The sequence below is a fragment of the Streptomyces sp. NPDC041200 genome (assembly GCF_055591805.1).
On sequence record NZ_JBVIZF010000061.1, the window covers coordinates 1 to 22,719 of the forward strand.

Genomic DNA, 22,719 nt, shown 5'->3' on the forward strand with positions numbered 1-22,719 from the left:
AACGGCAGCCCCAGGAACGTGGTCATGAGGTCCGCGTGGTCGCTCAGCTCGACCATCGACTCGAAGATGCCACGGATCGCGCCGGCGCGGACCTTGTGGGGGAGGGAGGAGGCGAACAGCGGGGCGGCGTAGGCGGGCGAGCGCCGGTTCCGTTGGACGAAGCCGTCGAGGAAGGCTTCGTCGTCCGCTGCCGGATGGGAGACGATCTGCCTGCTCAGGAAGCAGTCCTCGGGCGCCACGTTGCCCTCGATGTCGACGAAGCTGAGCACCCGGCCGGGGTGGCGGGAGGCCAGCATGAGAGCGGTGAGCCCGCCCATCGAGTGGCCGACGAGGTGGAACCGCCCGATGCCGAGCCGGTCGAGCACGGCCAGCGCGGTGTCCACCAGAAACGGGATCGAGAGGGCGGCCAGATCCCCGCAGACGGTGTCGCCGCAGCCGGGGGCGTCGTAGGCCACGACCGGGTGCTCGTCGAAGGCGGGGTGGAGCGCGATGTCGGTGTAGTCCTCCTTGGTCGAGCCGAAGCCGTGCAGGAACAGGATCGGGGCGAGCGTCCCGCCGCGGTGGGCGGTCGCGACGTCGAGTGCCACACCGCCGACGGTCAGCTCCTGCCGCGTCCAGGCGAAGGCGTTGCTTGGCTGCATGGTGTGTTTCTCTTCCTCAGGTGTGCTGTGCGGGCAACGCGTGCTGTACGAACCGCGCCACCAGCGGGCTGGGGTCGGCCACGCGCCGGACCACGGACAGTTCGACGAGATGGGCGGGCTCCCGCAGCGGAAGGCAGACCACGCCGGGCACCGGTGGCTGCGACGAGGTGTGCGGCACGAGGCCGACGCCCAGACCGCAGCCGACCATGGCCAGCTGCGAGTGGATGGAGTTCGCCTGATGCCGGGGCTCCGGACTGAAACCGGCCTGATGGCACACCGCCACGAGTTCGTCGTGATACCTCGGCGAGAGGGCCCGCGGGATCCACACCCAGGGCTCATCCGCCAGAGCGCCGAGGTCCACCCCCTCCCCGTCGGCGAGCGGATGCCCGTCGGGGAGGGCGGCCACCAGCCGGTCCCGGCGCAGCGGATCCGAGCGCAGCCGCTCGTCGTTGCCGGTGTGGCGGATCACGGCGATGTCCAGGCGTCCGTCGAGGAGGCCCCGCACCCCTTCGGTGGTGTCCAGTTCCCGCACCCGCAGCTCGATGCGCGGGCGCTCGGCGCGGAAGCCTCCGAGGACGGCGGGCAGTGCCTCCGAGAAGGCCGAGGTGACCGCGCCGATGGTCAGGGTGCCCAGATAGCCCGCCTGCGCCTGCGCCGCGGCCACCGCCGCGCGCTCGGCCGCGGCCGTCAGCGCGTAGCAGTGCCGCAGAAAGACGGCGCCGGGCTCGGTCAGGGCCACCGAACGGCTGGAGCGTTCCAGCAGCTGGGCGTCGAGCTGCCGCTCCAGGTGGCGGATCGCCTGGCTGAGCGGCGGCTGCGACATCTGCAGGCGCTCGGCGGCGCGGCCGAAGTGCAGTTCCTCGGCGACCGCGATGAAGTAGCGGGCTTGGCGGACCTCGATCATTGATTCGTACACCGTCTCGTCGGAAGACCGTAGAGGTCGAGGGTGGTGTGTCCGTGGCGGAGCCGGCCGAGGATGTCCCGCTCCTTCGCCACCCGCTCATCGGCGCGGGCCACGACCGAGGGCGCGGTATCGCGGGGCAGGCAGACGACACCGTCGGCGTCGCCGACGATGAGGTCGCCGGTAGCGACCGGGACCCCGCGCAGCACGAGGGGCGCGCCGAGCACACCGGGGTGGTCCTTGGTGGTGCGGAAGACGGCGACCGACGTGGCGAAGACGGGGAAGCCCAGCTCCGCGAGTTCGATGGTGTCGCGCACGCCGCCGTCGACGACCAGCCCCAGCAGCCCGCGCGCCTGGGCGGCCACGGCCAGGACCTCGCCCCAGTGGCCGTGGACCGCGCCCTGCAGATCGGCGACGAGGACATGGCCGGGCGGGGCGGCGGCGACCGCGTGGTGCAGTGCGAGGTTGTCACCGCCCACGCCCCGCACGGTGTAGGCGGGACCGGCCAGCCGGGCGCCGGGCCAGACCGGCCGCAGCCCCGGTGCGCAGGCGCAGTCGGCGGCGGACGCCTCGTACAGCGTGGCGGTGGAGTGCCCACCGGTGGCGAGCGCCGTCATCGGTCGCTCCGCTGCAGCAGGTGGTAGCCGAAGGCGGCGCGGGCCTCGCGCAGGCCGCGCCCCACGCGGACGGCGGCGGTGATGTCGCGCTCGGTGTGCTCGATCCGTGTCGCCAGCTCGACGACCTCGGGCAGCCTGGCGGCGGGTACGACCACCACACCGTCGGCGTCGCCGCGCACCAGGTCGTCCGGGGCCACCGGAACACCGTCCAGGGACAGCCGCGCACCGACCGCGGCGAGCCGCACCCGGTCCTTGCCGGTCCGCATGAACCGGCCGCGGCTGAACACCGGATAGCCCGCCTCGGCCGAGGTGGCCACGTCACGGCAGGCGCCGTGGATCACGGTGCCCGCGACACCGCGGACCGCCGCGGTCTGCGTCATGATCCCGCCCCACACCGTGCAGTCGGTGCGCCCGGCGTTGTCGATGACCACGACCGCGCCCGCGGGCACCTCGTCGAGGAAGTCACCGACGCTGCCCTTGTCGGCGCCGGCCGGTTCGTAGCGGACGGTGAAGGCGGGCCCGGTCAGCGTGGCCGTGGGGAACAGGGGCGCCACGCCGAGGACGGAGCCGGGCAGCCCCAGGGCGTCCAGGGCGTCGGACAGCGCGGCGGTCGGCAGGGCCGAGGCCCGCTGGGTCGGTGTGGCCATCAGCGCGACTCCTCCGTTCCGGCGAGCCGGGCGTCCCGCATGGCATCCGGCAGGGACGCGCCGCCGCGCAGCTCCTCGGCGATGGCGCTCTCGCGCCGGGCCACCGCCCGGGCGGCACGCAGGACCTCATGAGCCCGGGCGCGGGGTACGAAGGCCACGCCGGTCTCGTCGGCGACCACGATGTCCCCCGGCGCCACCGTGGCCGGGCCGACCCGGACCGGTTCGCCGGAGGACACCTGGTGCAGGCGGCCCCGTGCGGTGACGGGGGTGGTGGCGCGGGCGTATACCGGGAAGCCCGCCTCGCGGGCCTCGCCGACATCGCGGCAGGCCCCGTCCGCCACCACGCCCCGCACCCCGCGCAGGGAGGCGCCCAGGCTCAGCAGGCCGCCCCAGCAGGAGACGTCCGTGCGCCCGCCGCCCGCGATCACCAGGACGTCCTCGGGGCCGCTGGTGGCCACGGCCGAGGTGGCGATGTGCGCCCCGGCCGCCCCCGGGGGGCCCGGTGCGAGTTCGACCGGTGCGGCGAATCCCACCAGGGTGCGGTGGCCCCAGACCGGCCTGATGCCGCCGAGTCCGGGGGGCAGGTCCAGCCCGTCGAGTGCGTCGCTGACCGCGGCGCTGTCCAGGGCGCCGTAGGCCGCGAGGAGAGTCGTGTCGTCGTTCACCCGGCCAGTCCACCAACCGGGACCCATACTGTAAAGGTCCTGATATGTCTGCCTGTGATATGCGCTGCGACTCGATGGGCGGACTCGATGGGTGCCTCATGGGCGACTCGATGGGCGGCTTGGGCGGTGGCGCTTCTCATTCCAGCCCGCCACGCTTCACCAGCTGGCTCGCGGTCACATTCCGCTGGATCTCGTTGGTGCCCTCGCCGACGATCATCAGCGGTGCGTCGCGGAAGTAGCGCTCCACGTCGAACTCGGTGGAGTAGCCGTAACCCCCGTGGATCCGGACGGCGTTGAGCGCGATCTCCATGGCGGTCTCGGAGGCGAACAGCTTCGCCATGCCCGCCTCCATGTCCACGCGCCGCCCCGCGTCGGCCTCCCGCGCCGCGTGCAGGGTGAGCTGCCGGGCGGCGGTCAGCGACGTGGCCATGTCGGCGAGGTAGTTGCCGATCGACCGGTGCCGCCAGATCGGCTTTCCGAACGACTCGCGTTCCCGGGCATACGCCAGCGCGTCCTCGAACGCCGCCCGCCCGACGCCGAGCGCGCGGGCGGCGACCTGCAGCCTGCCGGTCTCCAGGCCCTTCATCATCTGGGCGAACCCCGCGCCCTCGGCCCCGCCCAGGACCGCGTCCGCCAGATCGGCCAGCTGACGGGTGGCGAAGGGCGCTGCCACCGCCTGTTCGACGCTGACGACGGTGACGCCGGAGAGCGGAGGCTCGGGCACGGTACGACCTCCAGCGGGCTGGCCGGGACATGCTCCTTGAGGTGGCCCGGCACCCTCGTTTTCCGGTGTTCCGAGCCCGGTGTCATCATGGCCACTCATGACCATTCCGGTGAAATAGCGACCCGTGATGTCTCCATGCGGGGTGCGGATATCCGAGCGTGGAAGGAGCGGGCGGTGGACGTCAGACAGCTCAAGGCGCTCGTCACGGTCGCCGAGGCCGGGAGCGTGACCCGGGCCGCGGAACTGCTCCACCTGGTCCAGCCCGCGGTGACCCGGCAGATCCGCACCCTGGAGCAGGAACTCGGCGTCCCCCTCTTCGAACGCACCCGGCAGGGCATGCGGCCCACGGAGGCCGGGACGATCATGGTCGACCGGGCCCGCCGCGCCCTGAACGAACTGGAGCGCGCCCGCGCGGAGGTGCGGCCGGACCTGGGCCCGCTCACCGGCATCGTCACCGTGGGCCTGCTGGAGAGCACCAGCGACCTGCTGGCGGAGCCCCTGGTATCCGCCCTCGCCCGGGACCAGCCGGGCATCGAGCTGCGCCTGATGACGGCGTACTCCGGCCACCTCCAGCAGTGGCTGGACGCCGGTGACCTGGACCTGACGCTGCTCTACAACTTGTCCAGCACCCCGTCGCTGAATGCCCGACCCCTGGTGCGGGAGAACCTGTGGGCGGCCGCGCCACCGTCCGAGGGCCTGCGCGCCGACCGTCCCGTCCCCTTCGCGCGGGCCGCCGCGCATCCGCTCGTCATGCCCGCCTCCGGCCACGCCCTGCGCAGCCTGATAGACGGAGCCGCCGGGCGGGCCGGGGTCGAGAACCCGACGTATGGCGCTCGATCGTCCTGGGCACCTCGCGCGCCGGGCGGACGACGACACGACGAGAAAGGCAAGGAACACGTGACGGACACCGACGCCGGACCGCAGATGATCCGTGGACACGCCCGCGCCCTGGACGGCACCCCGCTGGCCTACCAGCGCGAGGGAACCGGGCCGCCGCTGGTGCTGCTGGCGGGCCAGGCGAACAACCACCACAGGTGGGGCGGCGGTCCTGGAACGCGCGCGGCGGATCCTGGCCCGCGGGCCAGGATCCGTCCCCTGAGCGACGCTCAGCCGCGGCCCCGAGCCGCCGCGGCGGAGGCCACCGGGCGCAGCTCGGCCGCCGCCTGCTGGTCCGGCGGCTGCTGCACCGCCACCCCGTCGGTGGCGCGCCGCGCGAGACCGAGCTGCGAGATGGCGTTGACCAGCCGCACCCGCGTCCCCGTGCCGGTCAGCTGCCACCGCTGGGTGCGGGCCGTGGCGGAGCAGGTCTGCGTGGTGACCGTGGCGCCCGCCTCCAGCGGGGCGCCCAGGTAGCGGGCGCCCTTCACCATGTCCAGGCAGGAGGCGGTGGCCGTGCCGCCGCGCACGGCGCGCAGCGTGTAGTAGCCGTCCGCGGTGGCCGCCAGCCGCCACGCCGCGCCGCTGTCGTCCCCGAACCGCGCGGTGGCGCCCTCACCGCCGCCCGTGGTGGTCAGCCGGGTCGCGGAGCCGGGCAGGGTGAGGGCGTACGTACCGTCCTTCACGGGCAGCCGCACCGTGTTCTCCCAGCCGGGCGCGTGGCCGATGGTCCGGGCGAGCGTGCTGAACCCGTCGTAGGTGGCGGCCGGTTTCGCGCTGCCCCAGGTGGCCTGGGCGAGGAAGCGCAGCGGCATGAACGCCTCCGCTTCGACCTCGTTCTCGGTCTGGGCCGCCGCCGAGTCCGGCCACATGGTGATCTTCGCCCCGGTGATGCCCGGCTGGGGGCCGCTCAGCGTCTCGCCCTCGAAGCGCAGCGGTGTCCAGTCGCTCTCGTACAGCTCGCGCGTCTTCATGGGGGAGCCGCCGCGGATGAGATAGAGCGCGTAGGCCGAGTTCATCACCTGATGGCCCTGGGCGAGCAGGGCCGACGGCGGCTGCTCGGGCTCGGAGATCCAGTGCTCGACCCGGATGTCCTCGTTCACGGGGATGGTGTTGTCGCCGGTCAGCCCGTCGTTCCAGATCCGCAGGGTCCGCCCGCCGGCGCGCACATGGTCGTCGACCCGGTTGACGAAGTCCACGAACGCGTCCTGCGGAGTGGCCCGGGCGCCGTACTTGGCCTTGGCGTAGGCGGCGATCTGCGGGTAGGCGGCGTAGTCGGAGCCCAGCATGTACTCGTCCGCGCCCATGTGCCAGTACGGGGTGTCCCACACGGTCAGCGCCTCGTCCAGCAGCCCGGTGTAGAAGGCGAACGCCTCGGGCCGGGTGATGTCCAGCCGGGACGGCGACCGGGTCCCCTTGGTGTCCGTGAGCTGCAGCTCGGGATGATTCTGCAGATACGGGTCGATGTGCCCGGGGGAGTTGATCTCGGGGACGAGCGTGATGTGGTACTTCCGGGCCATCGCCGACAGCCGCCGCACCTCGTCCTTGGTGTAGTAGCCCCAGAACTTCGTCTTCGGGTAGTCGTCGCTGGCCACCTTCGCCTCGATCCACAGCTGGTTCAGCTTCAGATACGCCATCTCGCGCATCAGCCGCTCGAACCAGTCCAGGGAGACGTGGATGTAGCAGGCGCACACCCCCACCCCTCGCTCGGCGTACCGGGGCACATCGACCGTGCTGCCGTGCGGCAGCTCGCGCCCGCCGCCGAGCATCTGCAGCACGGTCCGGGTCCCCAGGAACGCCCCGGCGGCCGTGGCTCCGGTGATCCGCACGGTGTCGCCGATGACCAGTTCATACCCCTCCGCGCCCAGATCCTTGCGGGACGCGTCCACCCCCAGCACCACATCGCCCGCCGCGCCGTCCCCGCCGGTCACCACGGACAGCCGCAGCCCCGTCGCGTCGGCCAGATCGTCGGCGAACGTTCCGGCGTCACCGCGCAGCTCCGCCGTCCGCGCGACCACCGCCGCCGTGGCGGCCAGCCGCAGCGTGCCCTCCTGCCCGGTCCACCGCACCGGCGCCGGGATCACACTCGGAGCGGCCGCGGCGCGCCCGGCGGCCGTCGCGGGGCCGGACGCGGCGGCGGGCACCAGCAGGGCCAGCACCGCGAGGACGACGGTCCCCACCGTGGCCCTGAATCTGTGATGACGTCTCGACAACGGCACTCGCCTCCATGCTCACCGGGCCGCCCGCCCAAGGCGGCGGCCGTGACGGACAACAAGTGGTGCGGATGCCGGACGGACACGCGTGAACCCAGGGCCCGGCGGCAGGGTCCTTCCCCTCCCTCCCGCCGGATGAACCCATACGCCTCACCCACCTCAGACCCCCTACACAAAGAGAACCCTGGTCAGCGCTGTGTGACTGGAACGTATCAACCGTCCCATCGCGGGTACTGTCTCCCTCTGGCTGCTCACGTCCCGGCACCGTGAGGTGTTAGGAATAGGGGGTGATCGGATTTTTCGGTCGATCGAAGCCCTCCCCGCCTGTCCGGTCGCGGGGACGCTTGCGCTCCCTTTTTGGCGTGCGCAGCATCGCCGGACAGGTATTCGCCGTACAGGCGATCGTCGTCGTCATGCTCATCGCCGTGGCGACACTGGCGCTCGTCCTCCAGGCCCGGAACGACAGCGAGCAGGAGGCCGTCAACCGGTCGACCGCCGTGGCCCAGGCCTTCGCGGGCTCACCGGGCACGGCGGAGGCCATGACGAGCCGCCACCCGTCCGCCGTGCTCCAGCCGCGGGCCGAGGAGGTCCGTAAGCGATCGGGCCTGGACTTCGTGGTCGCGGCGAACCCCAAGGGCGTCCGCTACACCCACCCGCTGCCGCGGCAGATCGGCAAACAGCTCATCGCCGACTACAAGCCCGCGCTGCGCGGCAAGGTCGTCACCGAGACGGTGCAGGGCCCCCTCGGCAAGGAAGTGCAGGCCACGGTCCCGATCCGGAGGGCCGACGGAACGGTCGTCGGTGTGGTCTGCGCCGGGATGACCGCCCAGGACGTGAAGGGCCGGGTCGCCAGCCAGCTGCCGCTGGTCCTCGGCGCGGCCGGGGGCGCCCTCGCCCTCGCCACCGCCGGTACCGCCCTGGTGGGGCGGCGGCTGCGGCGGCAGACCCACGGCCTGGGCCCGGCCCAGATGACCCGTATGTACGAGCACCACGACGCGGTGCTGCACTCCGTCCGCGAGGGCGTGCTCATCGTCGACGGCCACGGCTGCCTCGTCCTCATCAACGACGAGGCGAGCCGGCTGCTCGACCTGCCCCCGGACGCCGAGGGCCGCCACGTCGGCGACCTGGGGCTCGAACCGCGCACCGCCGAGCTGCTGTCCTCCGGCCGGGTGGCCACCGACGAGGTGCATCTCGCGGGGGACCGGCTGCTGGCCGTCAACCAGCGCTCCACCGAGTGGGACGGTGGCCTCCCCGGCAGCGTCGCCACCCTCCGGGACACCACCGAACTGCGCGCCCTGTCCGGCCAGGCCGAGGTGGCGGAGAAGCGGCTGCGGCTGCTGTACGACTCGGGCGCGAAGATCGGCACGACCCTCGACATCTCCCGCACCACCGAGGAGCTGACCCAGTTCGCGGTGCCGTGGTTCGCCGACTTCGCCACCGTCGACCTGGTGGACCCGGTGCTGCGCGGCGACGAGCCGTCGGGCGACACCATGTACCGTACGGCCACCTTCGGCATCCGTGAGGACCACCCGCTGTGGCGGGTCGGCAAGCGGACGACGTACGTGCGCGGCGCGCCGCAGGCGCTCGGCTTCGGCGCCGGGCGGCCGGTGCTCGACGCCGACATCCGGGACTTCGCGGGATGGCAGGAGCAGGATCCCGAGCAGGCCGTCCGGATCGTCGAATACGGCATCCACTCGATGATCACCATTCCGCTGCGCGCCCGCGACGTCACCCTGGGCATCGCCACCTTCTGGCGCTCCGAGAAGTCCGAACCGTTCGACCAGGATGACGTGGCCCTCACCGAGGAACTGGTCGCCCGCGCCGCCGTCGCCATCGACAACGCCCGCCGCTACACCCGCGAGCACTCCATGGCCGTCACCCTCCAGCGCAGCCTGCTGCCGCAGGGCCTGCCCGAACAGGACGCGATGGAGGTGGCACACCGCTATCTGCCCGCCCAGGCCGGGGTCGGCGGCGACTGGTTCGACGTCATCCCGCTGCCCGGCGCCCGGGTCGCCCTCGTCGTCGGCGACGTCGTCGGCCACGGACTGCACGCCGCCGCCACCATGGGACGGCTGCGCACCGCCGTGCACAACTTCTCCGCGCTCGACCTGCCGCCGGACGAGATCCTCAGCCACCTCGACGAGCTGGTCACCCGCTTCGACCAGGACCAGGTCGCCGCGGACACCGACGCCGCGCCGATCAGCGGCGCCACCTGTCTGTACGCGATCTACGACCCGGTCTCCGGCCGCTGCACCATGGCCCGGGCGGGCCACCCGGGCCCCGCCCTGACCTACCCCGACGGCACCGTCACCTTCCCCGAAGTCCCCCTCGCCCCGCCGCTCGGGCTCGGCGGCGAACCCGTCGAGACGACCGAGCTGCTGCTGCCCGAGGGCAGTCGGCTGGCCCTGTACACCGACGGTCTGGTCGAGGACCGCGACCGTGACCGGGACACCGGCCTCCGTCTGCTGCGCAGCACCCTGGCGGGCCACCCCGGGCGCGGCCCGGAGGAGATCTGCCGGGACGTCTTCGAGGCCATGGTCTCCTCGCACCCGCGAGACGACATCGCCCTGCTCGTCGCCCGCACCCACCTCCTGGACCCCGGCTCGGTCGCCGAGTGGGACGTCCCCGCCGACCCCGCCGCCGTCGCCGGAATCCGCGCCGAGGCCGCCGGGCGGCTGGCCGGGTGGGGCCTTGAGGAGAGCGGCTTCACCACCGAACTCATCCTCAGCGAGCTGGTCACCAACGCCATCCGCTACGGCTCCGGCCCCATCCACGTCCGCCTCGTCCACGACCGCAGCCTCATCTGCGAGGTCGCCGACGGCAGCAGCACCTCCCCGCATCTGCGCCGCGCGGCCTCCACGGACGAGGGCGGCCGGGGCCTGTTCCTCGTGGCCCAGTTCGCGCAGCGCTGGGGCACCCGCTACACCCCCACCGGCAAGATCATCTGGGCCGAGCAGCCCCTCACCGCCGCCCCCACCGGCCCCGAACCCAGCGAGGAGGACCTGCTCGCCCAGTGGGACGACCTGGACGACGTCTCGACGTAGCGCGCTGCCGCCGCACCGGGACGAACGGCAGGTCACGCACACCACCGGCCGCTGCGTCGCGGCTGTCCGCGATATGTGCGCCGGAAGTGCGTCCCTGTGTATAACGGGGGGCGGGAGGCGTTCCATGTCCGAGTTGTTCGACGCGATCGACGCACTGATCGCGGGCCAGTCCCCGCTGCCGTCACCGGCGGAGCGGGAGCGGCTGCGCAAGGCGCACGGCCTGAGTCAGGAGCAGGTCGCCAAGGCGCTGAAGGTGCGCCGTGCGACGGTGGTCAACTGGGAGAGCGGAAAGACCGACCCCCGGCCGCCGCAGCGCGAGGCGTACGCCCACTTCCTGAGCGAACTGGCCAAGCTCCACCCGGCCCCGGAGGCGGCCCCGGCCCCCGCCCCCGAAGCGCCCCCCGCGCCCGAGGCGGCGCACTCCGCGCCCCCGGCCGCCGCCCCCGTATCTCCCCCCGCGGCACCGGCGGTTCCGCCGCCCGCGGGGGAGTCCGGGCCGCCCGCCGGGGATACCGCGGCGGCCAGTCGCCCGGCCCCGCGGCGGGCACCCCGGCAGCCCACGGGACGGCCCGCGGCCCATAAGACTCCTGCCACCGCGCCACCCGCCACCGAACCCCGCTTCGCCCACGGCCCCCTGGCCGTCGTGGACGGCGACGGATCCGCGTACTGCACCGGCGGCCTGGTGCTGGACTGCCCGCTGAAGGACATCCCGACCCTGGTCACCTGGGCTCTGACCGAGGCCCAGTTGGGCGCCCCCCGGCTGCACCGCAACGGCAAGGACGCCGACCCCCTGCTCGTCCTCACCACCTCCGCCGCCGAACGCCTCGGACTGCCCGCCGAACTGACCGACCGCCGAAACCTGCGCCTGCCCGAGGACCACAAGGTCGTCAAGCAGATCACGAAGGCCCAATGGCAGCTCACCCGCCGCGGCTTCGGCCCCTGGACCTGGGTCTACCGCCCGGCGCAGGGCAGTCGGCGCCACTGCGTCCAGTTCGCGGTCCTCCCGTGGGGCGCGCTCGACTCCCGTGCCTGGGGGAGCGCCGACCGGTTCGCCCCGGCCGAACTGGCGCGCGTACTCGGCGACTACGCCACCCGCGTCATCACCCCGCGCGGCACCACCGCCGTCACCGGTCTTGAGCTGATGACCGCCCTGCGCCCGCCCACCCGGGCCGTGAAGGACGAGGCGACCGGCGCGTGGGCGTCCGGCCCGCAGCCCGGTTCGCTCACCGCGCCGGTCGACCCGGCGCCACCGGAGGCACCGGACGAGCATCCCGTCGTCGCCCAGCTGTTCCCGCGCGGCCACCAGCGCACCCCGGCCGACATGCTGGACGAGGAGGCGTACGACTGGATCCGCGACCCCGAGCTGCTCACCGACGCCGAGTGCGCGCACTCCCACGCCGTGGGCATCGACGTCAACATGGCCTTCGCCGCCGCCGCCAACCGCCTCACCGTCGGGCTCGGGGCGCCCGAGCACATCAAGGCACCCGCCTTCGACAAGGCGCTGCCCGGCAGCTGGCTGGTGGACCTCTCGCACATCGACCTCGACCCGCGCCTCCCGAACCCCTTCACCCCGCACGGCAACCGCCCCGAGGGCCCCGCCTGGTACGCCACCCCGACCGTGGCGTACGCCGTCGAACTCGGCCACGAGGTACGGCCCGTCGAAGCGTGGGTCCGCCCCGAGACCGGCCCCTATCTGGACGCCTGGTACACCCGGCTGCGCGACGCCTACATGGCCACCATGGAACTGCTCGGCGTGGTGTCCGGCATGAGTCCGCCGGACTACCTCGCCGCCATGGAGCGGCACAAGCGGGCCGACCCCGGGCAGGCCGCCGTCCTGTCCGCCATCAAGGCCACCGTCAAGGGCGGCATCGGCAAGCTCCGCGAACGGCCCCAGGGCGCCCGCTACCGCCCCGGCGAACGCTGGCCCGCCCTGGAACGCCCCACCTGGCGCCCCGACATCCGCGCCGCCGTCATCGCCACCGCCCGGGTGAACATGCACCGCAAGATGCGCAAGCTCGCCGACGCCGGGCTCTTGCCCGTAGCCGTCCTCTCGGACTGCGTCGTCTACCTCTCCGACGGCCCGAGCCCGCTCGACTTCCTGCCGCACACGCCCGACGGCAAGCCGCTGCCCGGCGGATTCCGGCTCGGCGTCTCACCGGGCATGGTCAAGCACGAGGGCACCCAGGAGTTCCTGTGGGCGGCCCAGCTCCTCGACGAGGGCCACAACCCGGCCCGCCACATCAAGGGCACCGACGCCGCGCTCGACGGCGAATAGGGGAGGGGACGAGCACGATGGGCATCATGGGCGACAGCCTCGACAAGGCCACGGAGGCCACCTTCACGCGCCCCATCCCGAAGACCGCCCCCGCGCAGATGCGCTTCCTGGTCAAGCAGGAGAAGGGCTCCACCAAGGCGGTCGCGCGCCGCCTCGGGGTATCCCAGCGCACGGTCGAGCGCTATCTCACCGGCCAGTTCAAACGCCCCCGCAAGGACCTCGCCGCCCGCCTCGCCGAGGAGGTGCGCAGGGGCTGGCAGCCCCGGGTGCGGGCCCGGGCCAGGAAGCAGGCCGCCACCGCCACCGGCATCGTCATCGAGACCCGGGCCCGCTTCGGCTTCACCGCCGCCCCCGGCTCCACCGACGACGGCCGCGTCCGCCTGATCACCCAGCACCTGCCCCCCGACTACGCGGCCCGCCTCTTCGAAGCCCAGTCCACCGGCGCCACCGAACAGCAGCTCCGGGACATCGCCGCCGAAGGCTTCCAGGAGATCTACTTCAAGGACAGCGGCCGCCGCGCGGACGGCCTCCTGGTGGAGTTCACCGACATCGACTACGTCGAAATGGACTTCTGAGCCGCCTACGGCTCGACGATGTGCCGCAGATAGACGTGCGGGTCGGCGAGATAGCGGCGCCAGTGATCCACGACGCCGAGCTCCCGCCAGGCGACCCTCCGTAGGCCGTGCTCGCCGACCTCGACGATGTCCGCGCCGGGCAGGGCGGTCAGCAACGGCGAGTGCGTGGCACAGATGACCTGGCCGCCCTCCTTGGCCAACCGGTCGATGTGCCCGATCAGTTCGAGGCACGAAGAGAAGGAGAGCGCCGCCTCCGGCTCGTCGAGAACATAGAGCCCCGCGTGAAGGAACTTCCCGCGGAACGCCGCCAGAAAGCCCTCACCGTGGCTGACCGAGTCCGGCGAGAACCCTTCCCTGTCCAGGGCGTCCAGCGCGGTCTCGGCCCGCAGGAAGAAGCCCTTGCGGGCCGACCAGCTGGTGGCCATGCGGCGCCCGCGCGGGGCCGCGTCGAATTTCATCCGCTCGCCGAGCGCCGACTTGGCGCGCGGGGAGGCGTAGCGCCAGTCGTGGGAGCCGCCGTAGGAGTCCAGACCGAACCCCTCCGCCAGCGCCTCGACCAGCGTCGACTTCCCCGAGCCGTTCTCACCGACCAGAAAGGTCACCGGCGCGGTGAAGCGCAGCCCTTCGTGGAGCAGCTGACGGACGCAGGGCACCGACCAGGGCCAGGTGTTCTCGTCGTACGAGGAGAGATGGGCATACGCGCGTTCGACAATCACCCGACCAGTGTCACCGATGGTGCGCGCGCACCCCTTGCAGGCCGAACAGGATGAGAAGCTCAACCGCGCCGCCGTCGGCGCTCCCCAGCCAGTGGGGCAGGGACGTGTCGAACTCGGCTGCCTCACCGGGCGGCAGTGTCAGGTCGCGCTCGCCGGTCACGAGCCGCAGGCGTCCGCCCAGCACGTAGAGCCATTCGAAGCCTTCGTGGGTCCGCGGGGTCGGTTCGCGTGGTTCCGGCCGGGCAGGGATGATCATCTTGAACGCGTGCACCCCGCCCGGCCGCCGGGACAGGGGCACGAACGTCGTTCTCGACGGATGCACCGATCTGGCCGCGCCGGTTCCCCGCCCGCGGTCGGACCGCCCCACTCCCAGCATCCGTTGGGCACTCACCCACATGATCGAGGAGACCGGCCGACACGCGGGCCACGCGGACATCCTCCGCGAACTCATCGACAGCACGACCGGCCGCTGATCGCCGTCGCCGCCCGCATCCACGCACAGGAGCCCCCTACCATGCGCACATACGACGTCACAGTGACTACCTCCGCCTCGCTGGAAGTCGTCTGGACGCTGCTGGTCGACGCCGCAAGCTGGCCGCTGTGGTCCAAGGTGGACAGTCTGGACACGACCCGGTCGGTCGACCTCGACCCCGGCGGCGACGACGGCGTCGGCGCCGTCCGGGCTTTCCGAACGGGACGCACCGTGACCGGGGAGCGGCTGACCGAGAAGGTCGAGCGACGCCTCTTGGCGTACGAGGACGCGTTCAATTCGTCGCTGCGCAACTATCACGCGCGCATCGAGCTGAAGCCGACGGCGAGTTCAGGCACGGTCTTCCACTGGTACGGCGAATACGAGACGAGCTGGCTGTTGGGCTGGTTCATGCCGCGCTGCCTCCAGAAGTTCATGCAGGGCATGGCGCAAGGGCTGGCCCGCTACGCCGAGGAGTGCCACTAGTGCCAGTAGATGAAAGCCAGAGGAAGATGCCTGCGATGTGGAGTCCGGCCAGGTAGATCGTCGCGGTCTTCTCGTAACGGGTGGCTATGCCGCGCCACGGCTTCAGGCGGTTGATGCATCGCTCGACGGTGTTGTGCTGATCGCGGATGCCGCAGGATGAGTAGGCCTTGTCTGCCAGGACCACGTCCGGCCTGGTGCGCGGACGGCCACGCCGTCGGGGAACCCGGAGGCGGGCCATGACGTCGGGGAAGGCAGGTGCATCACCGGCCTGTCCGGCAGTGAGCACGCACGCGACGGGCCGGCACCGGGCATCCGCGTCCGGGGCGGTTGGACGTCAGCGGTCGGCTCCGGGAGGGGCGCTGTGGCGGCTCGCGGGGTGGCGTGGCGGCGGTGTTGCCCTGCGATGAAGTGCTGCGCGCGCTGCATCCTTCGGGTGATATGACGTCAGGGCCATTGGCGGGGCTTTTCGCGGGTGGATTAATCGTATGTGTTGTGGCCTGACGGTTCGGGCTGCCCACCGTTTCCGGGGCCGCGGGGGACCCAGGTCTTCGTCGGGTGCAAGACACGCTCCGAGTCCTCACCCGCACGACTGCCGGAGGGAGTGCGCCATGCCGCTGTCTCCGGACCAGGGCACCACCAGCGGCCACACCGAGGTGATCCTGACCGGCAGCAACTTCACCGGCGCCTACGACGTGAGTTTCGGCTCCAACCGGGCCGCCAGCTTCACAGCCGTCAACGACACCACCATCATCGCCACCACTCCCATCGGCTGCGGTGCCGTCCGCGTCACCGTAACCACCCCCAGAGGAACTGGCTTCGTCGGCTATTTCTACTACCTGCCGCCGCCGGTCATCCGCTTCGCTACGCCGTCCGTAGGGCCCATAACCGGTGGCAACACCGTCACCCTCACCGGTAGTCACTTCTTGACCGCGAGCGAGGTCCGTTTCGGCACCCAGGCCGTCGCATTCACCGTCGTCTCCGACGACAAGCTCACCGTGACCGTCCCCGCGGCCTCCGCGGGCCCGGTGGCCGTCACCGTCATCACCCGGGGCGGTACCACCACCGTCCGTGACGTCTACAACTACCTCAACCCGCCTGCCCTTACCAGCGTCAGTCCCGCCTTCGGACCGGCAGGCGGCGGCAATCACGTCGTCCTCACCGGCACCGCCCTCTCCCACACCACCGGCGTCACCATCGGCGGCATCCCCGTCACCGCCTACCGGATCGTGTCGGACACCAGGATCGAGGTCCTCGTACCCGCTGGAACGCCAGGACCCGCCGGTGTCTCCGTCACCACGCTCGGCGGCACCACCACCGCCGTCGGTGCCTACACCTATCAAGCGGCCTTCGCGGTTCTCGCCGGCCAGACGGTCACCAATACCGGTCCCTCCGTAGTCAACGGCGACCTCGGAGTCAGCCCAGGGACAGCAGTTACCGGATTTCCGCCCGGCCTGGTGAACGGAACCATCCACTCTGCGGATGCCGCCGCCCTTCAGGCCCAGAACGACCTGGCCGTGGCCTACAACAACGCCGCCAGCCGGACGCCCGATGCCAGCATTTCCGGAGACCTCGGCGGTCTGACGCTGGCTCCCGGCGTCTACAACGCCGCATCTTCTATCGGGCTCACCGGCACGCTCACCCTGGACGCCGGAGGCAACGCCAACGCCGTCTGGGTATTCCAAGTCGGATCGACTCTGACGACGGCATCCGCCAGCAGGGTGCTCCTCATCAATGGCGCTGCGCCGCGCAATGTCTACTGGCAGATCGGAAGTTCCGCCACCCTCGGCACCAACACCACCTTCGTCGGCAGGATCCTGGCCCTGACATCGATCACCATCACGACGGGGACGACGATCGATGGCCAGGCGCTGGCACGCAACGGCTCCGTGACCATGGACAACAACACGATCACCCGGCGGACTTGATCTCGGCCCAGACGCTCTTCCCGGGCCAAGTCAGAAGGCGCCGGCCGACCCGCTGACGATCGTGGTCAAGCAGGTGGAGAAGAGGGACAAGCAGCACAAGAGCGTGAAGGAGGAAGAGAAGGCCAAGAAGAAGCACGCCAAGAAGAAGGCTCACGGCCACTCTCACTGACGCGGCACCGCACCGACGCGGCCCTGGAAGCAGCACTCGCTTCCAGGGCCGCGACCGCGTCCGGACGGACGGGTCGTCAGGTGGCGCAGCCCGCGAGGGCCGGGACGCAGTTGTTCGGGGTGTTGCCGGTCACGTTCGTCGCGATCACCGACACCGCGCCGCCGTCGGTGAAGATGCCGCCGCCCTGGCCGCCATTGGCCGTATTGCCGGTGATGTTGTTACCGATGATCTGAGCGTTCCCCGCGTGGTTGAAGAGTCCGCCGCCATTCAGGGTGGCAACGTTTCCGGACACCGTGGTGGACTGCAATTGCAGCGCGCTGCCGAAGTTCGCGAGACCGGCGCCGTAGCTTCCCGCCCTATTCCCGATGATGCGTCCGCCATTGAAGGTCAAATTCCCGATGGACGTCCAGATACCGCCGCCCTCAAAACTGTTGGTGCGGTTGGTATCGATCGTCACGCCGCTCAGGACGGAATTCCCGAAGCTCGCGATGGCGCCGCCGGTGCTGTCGGCGGTGTTGTCGGAGAACGTGCTGCTGTTGACGGTCAGCGAGGCCCCCGGATCGACGTGCACGCCACCGCCGTCGTTGGCGGTGTTACCCGAGACGTTGCTCAGGGTCAGACTGGCTGTGGCGCCCGGGCCGACCTGGATGCCGCCGCCGATGCCGCTCGCGACGTTCGCGGTGAGCGGGCTCTGCTGCAGGGTCAGGGAGCCCAGGCCGAGGATTCCGGCCCCGTCCACCGCCCGCCCGCCCGAGAGGGTCACCCCCTGGACGGTGAGACGTCCGCCGGGCGCGACCTCCGCGATGCGGAAGTCCGGTGCCGAGGCGCTGCGTCTGATGGTCGCTCCGGTGCCGGTGAGGGTCACGTTCCCGGTGATGATCGGGAGCCCGTCGGGGCCGTTGGCGCCCGTCACCGCCACCGAGCTGAGGGTGTACACGCACCCGGCGGCCAGGGAGACGGTCCCGCCCGAGGCCGCCTGGCCCACCGCGGTGACCAGTGCCGCCGCGTCCCCACAGGGCACGGTGGCCTGGGGCGCGTCCGCACCCGCCCTGGTCCCCGCTCCCTCGGCCGACGCCGGCGCGGAGGCGCCCCATGCCAAGAGCGCCAGCACCATGACGGGGAGGGTTCCGCGGATGGTAGTCACGAGTCGCACGAGGGTCTCCTTACGCATTCCTGGGCGTTCCTGAGGGAGAGCAGCAGGTTCAGGTTGTGTGGCCAGGCGGCGTTCGGCATCCGTTCGGGTGCCGACAGGGCGATCAGGACCTCGGCGGATGGGGCGGAGCAGCCCCTGTAGAGCGACGAAACCGCGGTCAGCGCCCGGCGGCCGGATCACGACGGGTCATAGGTGTAGGGGAGGGCGTTGCTGTTCCCTGCCGGGGTGTGCGCGACGACGTTCACTGTGCCGGGCGTCCCGGCGGGTGAGGTGGCGACGACCTGGGTGTCGGAGATCGCCGAGAACGAGGCCGGGACGCCACCGAAGGTGACCGCGTCGGTGTACGTCAGATTGCTGCCACCCAGCACGACCACGTCGCCCCCGGTGTCCGGGCCGTTGGACGGGGTGAGGCTGGTCAGGACCGGTGCCCCGAGGTAGGTGTAGTAGGGGTTTCCGAGCCCCGTGGGGCTGGTACCGCCCGGCGTGGTGACGGTGACGACGACCGTTCCTGATCCCGCCGGGGCGGTGACGGTCAGCTGGCTGTCGGAGATCACGTTGATTCCGGTGGCCGGATTGCCGCCGAATTGGACGGCGCTGGTGAGCGTCAGATTGCTGCCGAGGACGGCGACGGTGTTGGTGCCGGTGTCCGGGCCGAGGTGCGGGGACAGGTCGCTGACGGTCGGTGCTGCGATGTAGAAGTACGGCAGGGGGTTACTGGTGCCGCCGGGCGTGGTGACCGTGACGTTGACCGAGGACGGGGGCCCGGCGGGTGCGCTGACAGTGATCTGCGTGGAGGTGTTGGTGAGGATGGTCGCCGAGTTGATCCCGAACTTCACCGAGGTCGCCCCGGAGAGGTTGGTGCCGTTGATGGTGACTGTATTGCCGCCGGAGGTCGGCCCCGATGTCGGGCTCAGGCTGCTGAGCGTGGGGGCCGGGGTGGCGGCATAGGCGTAACTGAGGGCATTGCTGGTACCGCCGGCGGTGGTGACCGTAACGCCCACCGTGCCACTGCCCGCAGGCGCGCCCACCGTGATCTGCGTAGCCGTATTGGTGACGATGGCCGCCGGGTTCGGCCCGAACAGCACCTGCGTAGCCCCGGAGAGATTGTTGCCGTTGATCGTCACGGTGTTCCCACCAGAGGTGGAACCAGAAGACGGACTCAGCGACGTGAGCACAGGAGCCGCGACCACGGTGTAGGTGAAGAGGACATTCTGGGCACTGGTCCCCGTCGGTCCCGTGACGGTGACCTTGACCGTGCCGGTGCCCGCGGGTGTCTTGGCCGTGATCTGCGTATCGCTCACAACGACCACACTGGTGGCCAGATTGGGGCCGAACCTGGCCACGGTGGCGCCGGTGAAACCGGAGCCGGTGATGGTCACGAGGGTGCCCCCCGCTGGCCCACCTTGAGCGGGGCTGACGCTGGTCACTACGGGGGCCATGATGCTCGCTCTTTTCTTCCTTCTCGTTCCTCTTGGGCGGGCCGCGCCCTGGCCGGCCGGTCGGCCGGGGCGCGGTGGGACGTCGCCGCCCGTACGCGATGACGCGGGCGGCGACTTGATGGCCGTGCCGCCGGTGCCCGTCGCCCCGGACGGTTAGGTGATCGTGAAGGCTTGAGCGTTGGAGTCGCCGCCGCAGGTGTGGACCGTGATGGTTCCGGCGCCGGTGGCGAGTCCGCCGGGCACGGTGGCGACGAGCTGGGTGCCACTGATGGGTGTGAAGACCGCGAGGGCGGTGGCGGCGGTGCTGTCGGTGAAGGTGACAGTGTCGACTCCCACGAAGTCGGTTCCGTTGATGGTGACAGCGTCACCCTCCGTGCCCGTCGTGGGAGCCACTGAGGTGATGGCCGGTGTGAGGTAGTAGTCGATCAGGGTGGTGCCCGATGCGCTGGAGCCGCCGGCGGTGGTGATGGTCACCGGCTGGGTCGACACCGTGCCGACCTGGCCCGGGTTGGCCGGTGCGGTGAAGGTGACCTGGGCGGGCTGGGTGGGGGTGACCGCGACGTTGCCAACGGTGCCCACCACGACCTGTGTCCCGGTCAGGAAGTTGGTGCCGAACAGCGTCGCCGCGCCGCCGGTGGCGGCCGGGAGGCAGGTGACGCTCAGCCCCGTGGTCGTCGGTGTGGCGATGACGAAGAACGGCAGTGCGTTGCTGGTGGCGCCGGTGTTGCTGGTGACGCTGACGGAGACCTGTCCGGAGCAGGGGGCCGTGCTGGGCACGATGAAGGTGACCAGGGTGGCGGTGACGGACACTGGAGTGACCGCCACCGAACCGAAGTTCACCCTCGTGGTGGTGGCCATGGCAGTGCCGTTGATCTGGACAGTGTCCCCGGGTTTGCCTTGGTTGGTGGTGGTCGTCGTATCGACCACCGAGGTGATGGTTGCCATGATCTTTCTCCTTCGTTCGCATCGCTCTGGGCGGTGCGGAGAGCGAGCGGATGGATGAACGCGGCCCACAACCGCAAAGGGAAACCCGGTGAGGTGGGAAGGGCTCGCGTGAAGACCCGTTGCCTCGGGACTGGCACCTGGAGGCGGGTCGTCCATGGGAAAGCGACTCGGCGCCATCACATGGGCACCGTCAATCGCACTCACCTTGAGTTAAGCGGCCGAACGAAAGAGGCGGAAGGTGGAACAGGGAGCATCGGGAAGTTATACGTAGATACGGTTAAGAATCTCTTACGTCCTTCGCGCGCCGCGTCTGTTCGGGTGATGGCGGGGCAAGACCGTTGAGTCCCGTCTCCGGCCGGGGCGTAACTGGTGGCGCCCGCCCCAGTGGGCAGCCCGCCCTGCCTGGAAACGGCAGACGAACGGCCTGTCCGCCTGTGCGCGCCCACGCAGGCGGACAGGCACCGGACATCGTGGCGTCACGCTGGCCACGCGTCGTCAACCGGAGGGAAAGCCGTAAATCCCCCTGGAAGCGCTCCTGGCGGTCGAAAAAGGGCTCCGGAGCGCCGATCTGGCGGGCGAACGGCTCTGCTGTCTGCGGTGCTTGAGAGTGACAGCACGCCGGGAAACCCATCGCGCCTAATCTCTGCGCAGGAGGCAGACAGCAGGGTGGAGGGCCCCGGGCAGCATGCACGCCGAGCCCACAGAGGTCGGCGAGGAGTACCGGACCTGGGCTACCAGCGACCACCGTCGTCGCCGTGCTGGTTCCTTTTCCGGACCGCAGCCCCGCCACAGCAGGCGCCTCACAGTCCGCGGCCCCCGCGGTCCGCGACCCGGTCGTGGAGGACCGTTCCACGCCTGGCCGGGCGATCCACCGCGCGGCGGTGTCGCTCGGCCGTGCCGTTATCCCCCACGGTCCCAAACAGAGGCTGCCCGCCGCGACAGCGGCGGGCATACGGAGCCCGCGCGGCAAGCGAACCCGGCCTGGCCCGCCCGGCGCTCCGCCACTTCGCCGAGCTACTCGTGAACACGAGGGATGACACGTCACAGGCGAACGGAATGAAAGTGTGCGGAGCATCCGCCGCCGCTCTGCCCCGCAGGGGGTACCGGGCATTCACACCGGCCCTCCGGCCTCGGGCCGATTCCCGCCCCGGTGGGCCGCCGATCTCTCGTCGCCGCAGCCGCGCCCGGCACAGATCAACGCTCGGCCGTACAGGTGCGAGCCCGTATATGAAATCAGTGCCGAGATTGCTCCGTACGGGTGATTTGGCGTGGCGTGGTCTTGTTGGCCCGTCGCTTGTGTGGGGGACTGTGTATACGGCATGGCTGCCCATCCCGGCGCGGCCGAGTTACCGGCTAACTCCCGCCGAAAGCTCCCCCGATGTAGATGACTTGGCTCTCTCCGAGCCGGGGTGGGCGTATGTCTGTTCCTGGCCCGTTCGGGCAGGCCGCTTCGCAATCGATCACATTCCACCCCCATCCGATGGCTGTTGTCTCGCGGTACCGATGCGGCTGGCTCCTTTGCCCAGGCCGGCTGACCTGCGCACGAACACTGATCACCTACGAAGGAAAGAAGGCTGTGACATGTCTGCCCTCATCACCGCTCTCCACCCGAATACGGGACCAGCCACGGGCGGCAATACCGTCGCCATCAGTGGCTGCGGGCTCGCCGCCACCTGCGATGTCACCTTCGGCGCCGTTTCGGCCGCAGGCTTCACCGTCGGTTCCGACACCACGATCACGGCAGTCGCGCCGCCCGGAAGCGGAAGCGTTTTGGTGACCGTTGTCACCGCCGACGGCGCCAGCAACAGGCTCCCGTACTCCTACGACGGATCAGCGGGATCACCGGTCATCAAGGCGCTTGCCCCGGAGGCGGGGGATCCGGCCGGTGGCAGCGACATCATCGCCGTGGGCTCCGGTTTCACCGGCGCGACATCGGTTGATTTCGGTGGCACCGCGGCAGCCGGTTTCACGGTCGCCTCCGACACCATCATCGGAATCACCACTCCGCCCGGGACCGGGACCGGGACAGTGCCGGTGACGGTCACCACGCCCGGCGGTACGAGCAACGGCGTGTCCTTCACCTATAGCACGTCCCTGCCACCCAGGCTCGTGGCGGTGACGCCGCAGAGCAGCCGTCCCGGCCGCACTGTCGTCATCTTCGGCTGCAAGGTCAACCGTGCGACGAGGGTCGCCTTCGGTGGCCACTCGGCGGAAGACTTCACCGTCCTGTCCGACAACG

General features: G+C 71.1%; 17 protein-coding genes and 3 pseudogenes. 7 read left to right on the top strand and 13 right to left on the bottom strand.

Annotated elements, in window-relative coordinates; translation table 11 throughout:
- The 6 genes and pseudogenes from ACZ6CL_RS40820 to ACZ6CL_RS40845 all read right to left on the bottom strand — a co-directional run.
- The coding region (locus ACZ6CL_RS40820) for an alpha/beta fold hydrolase (protein WP_468946115.1) at positions 1–641 on the bottom strand (641 nt) is incomplete at its 3' end.
- A gap of 16 nt (positions 642–657) precedes the next feature.
- Positions 658–1,545 (bottom strand): LysR family transcriptional regulator, encoded by an 888-nt coding sequence (locus tag ACZ6CL_RS40825; RefSeq protein WP_468946118.1) that lies wholly within the window; start codon positions 1,543–1,545, stop codon positions 658–660.
- Positions 1,542–2,159, bottom strand: a complete 618-nt coding sequence (locus tag ACZ6CL_RS40830; protein WP_468946119.1) for an RraA family protein — start codon at positions 2,157–2,159, stop codon at positions 1,542–1,544. The genes ACZ6CL_RS40825 and ACZ6CL_RS40830 overlap by 4 nt, the downstream gene beginning before the upstream one ends.
- A complete protein-coding gene (locus tag ACZ6CL_RS40835) occupies positions 2,156–2,806 on the bottom strand; it encodes an RraA family protein (protein WP_468946122.1) in 651 nt (216 codons plus the stop codon). The genes ACZ6CL_RS40830 and ACZ6CL_RS40835 overlap by 4 nt, the downstream gene beginning before the upstream one ends.
- Positions 2,806–3,471, bottom strand: coding sequence for an RraA family protein (locus tag ACZ6CL_RS40840; protein ID WP_468946125.1), 666 nt, complete (start codon positions 3,469–3,471; stop codon positions 2,806–2,808). Before ACZ6CL_RS40840 ends, ACZ6CL_RS40835 begins: the two co-directional genes overlap by 1 nt.
- 136 nt (positions 3,472–3,607) lie before the next feature.
- Positions 3,608–4,105 (bottom strand): annotated as a pseudogene (locus ACZ6CL_RS40845) (acyl-CoA dehydrogenase family protein); the annotation flags it as partial.
- 225 nt (positions 4,106–4,330) lie between these two features.
- Here ACZ6CL_RS40845 and ACZ6CL_RS40850 point away from each other — a divergent pair.
- Positions 4,331–4,954 (top strand): annotated as a pseudogene (locus ACZ6CL_RS40850) (LysR family transcriptional regulator); the annotation flags it as partial.
- A gap of 347 nt (positions 4,955–5,301) precedes the next feature.
- On the opposite strand, the gene ACZ6CL_RS40855 reads toward ACZ6CL_RS40850, so the two are convergent.
- Complete coding sequence (locus tag ACZ6CL_RS40855) at positions 5,302–7,251, bottom strand: family 20 glycosylhydrolase (RefSeq protein WP_468946127.1); 1,950 nt, start codon at positions 7,249–7,251, stop codon at positions 5,302–5,304.
- A 446-nt stretch (positions 7,252–7,697) separates the two neighbouring features.
- Here ACZ6CL_RS40855 and ACZ6CL_RS40860 point away from each other — a divergent pair, with 446 nt between their 5' ends.
- From ACZ6CL_RS40860 to tpg, 3 genes are all read left to right on the top strand, one after another.
- A complete protein-coding gene (locus ACZ6CL_RS40860) occupies positions 7,698–10,328 on the top strand; it encodes a SpoIIE family protein phosphatase (protein ID WP_468946159.1) in 2,631 nt (876 codons plus the stop codon).
- Positions 10,329–10,452: 124 nt separating this feature from the next.
- On the top strand, positions 10,453–12,603 hold the full coding sequence (gene tap / locus ACZ6CL_RS40865) for a telomere-associated protein Tap (RefSeq protein WP_468946130.1): 2,151 nt from the start codon (positions 10,453–10,455) through the stop codon (positions 12,601–12,603).
- Positions 12,604–12,620: 17 nt separating this feature from the next.
- Entirely contained in the window at positions 12,621–13,178 is a 558-nt protein-coding gene (gene tpg, locus ACZ6CL_RS40870) for a telomere-protecting terminal protein Tpg (RefSeq protein ID WP_468946133.1), read from the top strand.
- Positions 13,179–13,183: 5 nt separating this feature from the next.
- Here tpg and ACZ6CL_RS40875 read toward each other — a convergent pair whose 3' ends face one another.
- Complete coding sequence (locus ACZ6CL_RS40875; RefSeq protein WP_468946136.1) at positions 13,184–13,894, bottom strand: AAA family ATPase; 711 nt, start codon at positions 13,892–13,894, stop codon at positions 13,184–13,186.
- Between the two features lie 10 nt (positions 13,895–13,904).
- Positions 13,905–14,390: a cupin domain-containing protein gene (locus tag ACZ6CL_RS40880; RefSeq protein ID WP_468946138.1), complete on the bottom strand. Its 486-nt coding sequence runs from the start codon at positions 14,388–14,390 to the stop codon at positions 13,905–13,907.
- Positions 14,391–14,408: 18 nt separating this feature from the next.
- Here ACZ6CL_RS40880 and ACZ6CL_RS40885 point away from each other — a divergent pair, with 18 nt between their 5' ends.
- Positions 14,409–14,849: an SRPBCC family protein gene (locus tag ACZ6CL_RS40885; protein WP_468946141.1), complete on the top strand. Its 441-nt coding sequence runs from the start codon at positions 14,409–14,411 to the stop codon at positions 14,847–14,849.
- Here ACZ6CL_RS40885 and ACZ6CL_RS40890 read toward each other — a convergent pair.
- Positions 14,797–15,165, bottom strand: a pseudogene (locus ACZ6CL_RS40890) (transposase family protein); the annotation flags it as partial. The gene ACZ6CL_RS40885 and the pseudogene ACZ6CL_RS40890 sit on opposite strands and share 53 nt — an antisense overlap.
- Before the next feature lie 292 nt (positions 15,166–15,457).
- Here ACZ6CL_RS40890 and ACZ6CL_RS40895 point away from each other — a divergent pair.
- The gene (locus ACZ6CL_RS40895; protein WP_468946143.1) at positions 15,458–16,774 is read left to right on the top strand and encodes an ice-binding family protein; all 1,317 of its coding nucleotides are present in this window, start codon (positions 15,458–15,460) and stop codon (positions 16,772–16,774) included.
- 245 nt (positions 16,775–17,019) lie between these two features.
- On the opposite strand, the gene ACZ6CL_RS40900 is transcribed toward ACZ6CL_RS40895, so the two are convergent.
- From ACZ6CL_RS40900 to ACZ6CL_RS40910, 3 genes are all read right to left on the bottom strand, one after another.
- A complete protein-coding gene (locus tag ACZ6CL_RS40900) occupies positions 17,020–17,862 on the bottom strand; it encodes a right-handed parallel beta-helix repeat-containing protein (protein WP_468946146.1) in 843 nt (280 codons plus the stop codon).
- 410 nt (positions 17,863–18,272) lie between these two features.
- Positions 18,273–19,535, bottom strand: a complete 1,263-nt coding sequence (locus ACZ6CL_RS40905) for an IPT/TIG domain-containing protein (protein WP_468946149.1) — start codon at positions 19,533–19,535, stop codon at positions 18,273–18,275.
- A gap of 153 nt (positions 19,536–19,688) precedes the next feature.
- Positions 19,689–20,480 carry an IPT/TIG domain-containing protein gene (locus ACZ6CL_RS40910; protein WP_468946153.1) on the bottom strand — a complete coding sequence of 264 codons (792 nt, stop codon included), beginning with the start codon at positions 20,478–20,480 and terminating at the stop codon, positions 19,689–19,691.
- A 1,503-nt stretch (positions 20,481–21,983) separates the two neighbouring features.
- Here ACZ6CL_RS40910 and ACZ6CL_RS40915 point away from each other — a divergent pair.
- A partial coding sequence (locus tag ACZ6CL_RS40915) for an IPT/TIG domain-containing protein (protein WP_468946156.1) occupies positions 21,984–22,719 on the top strand: 736 nt, incomplete at its 3' end.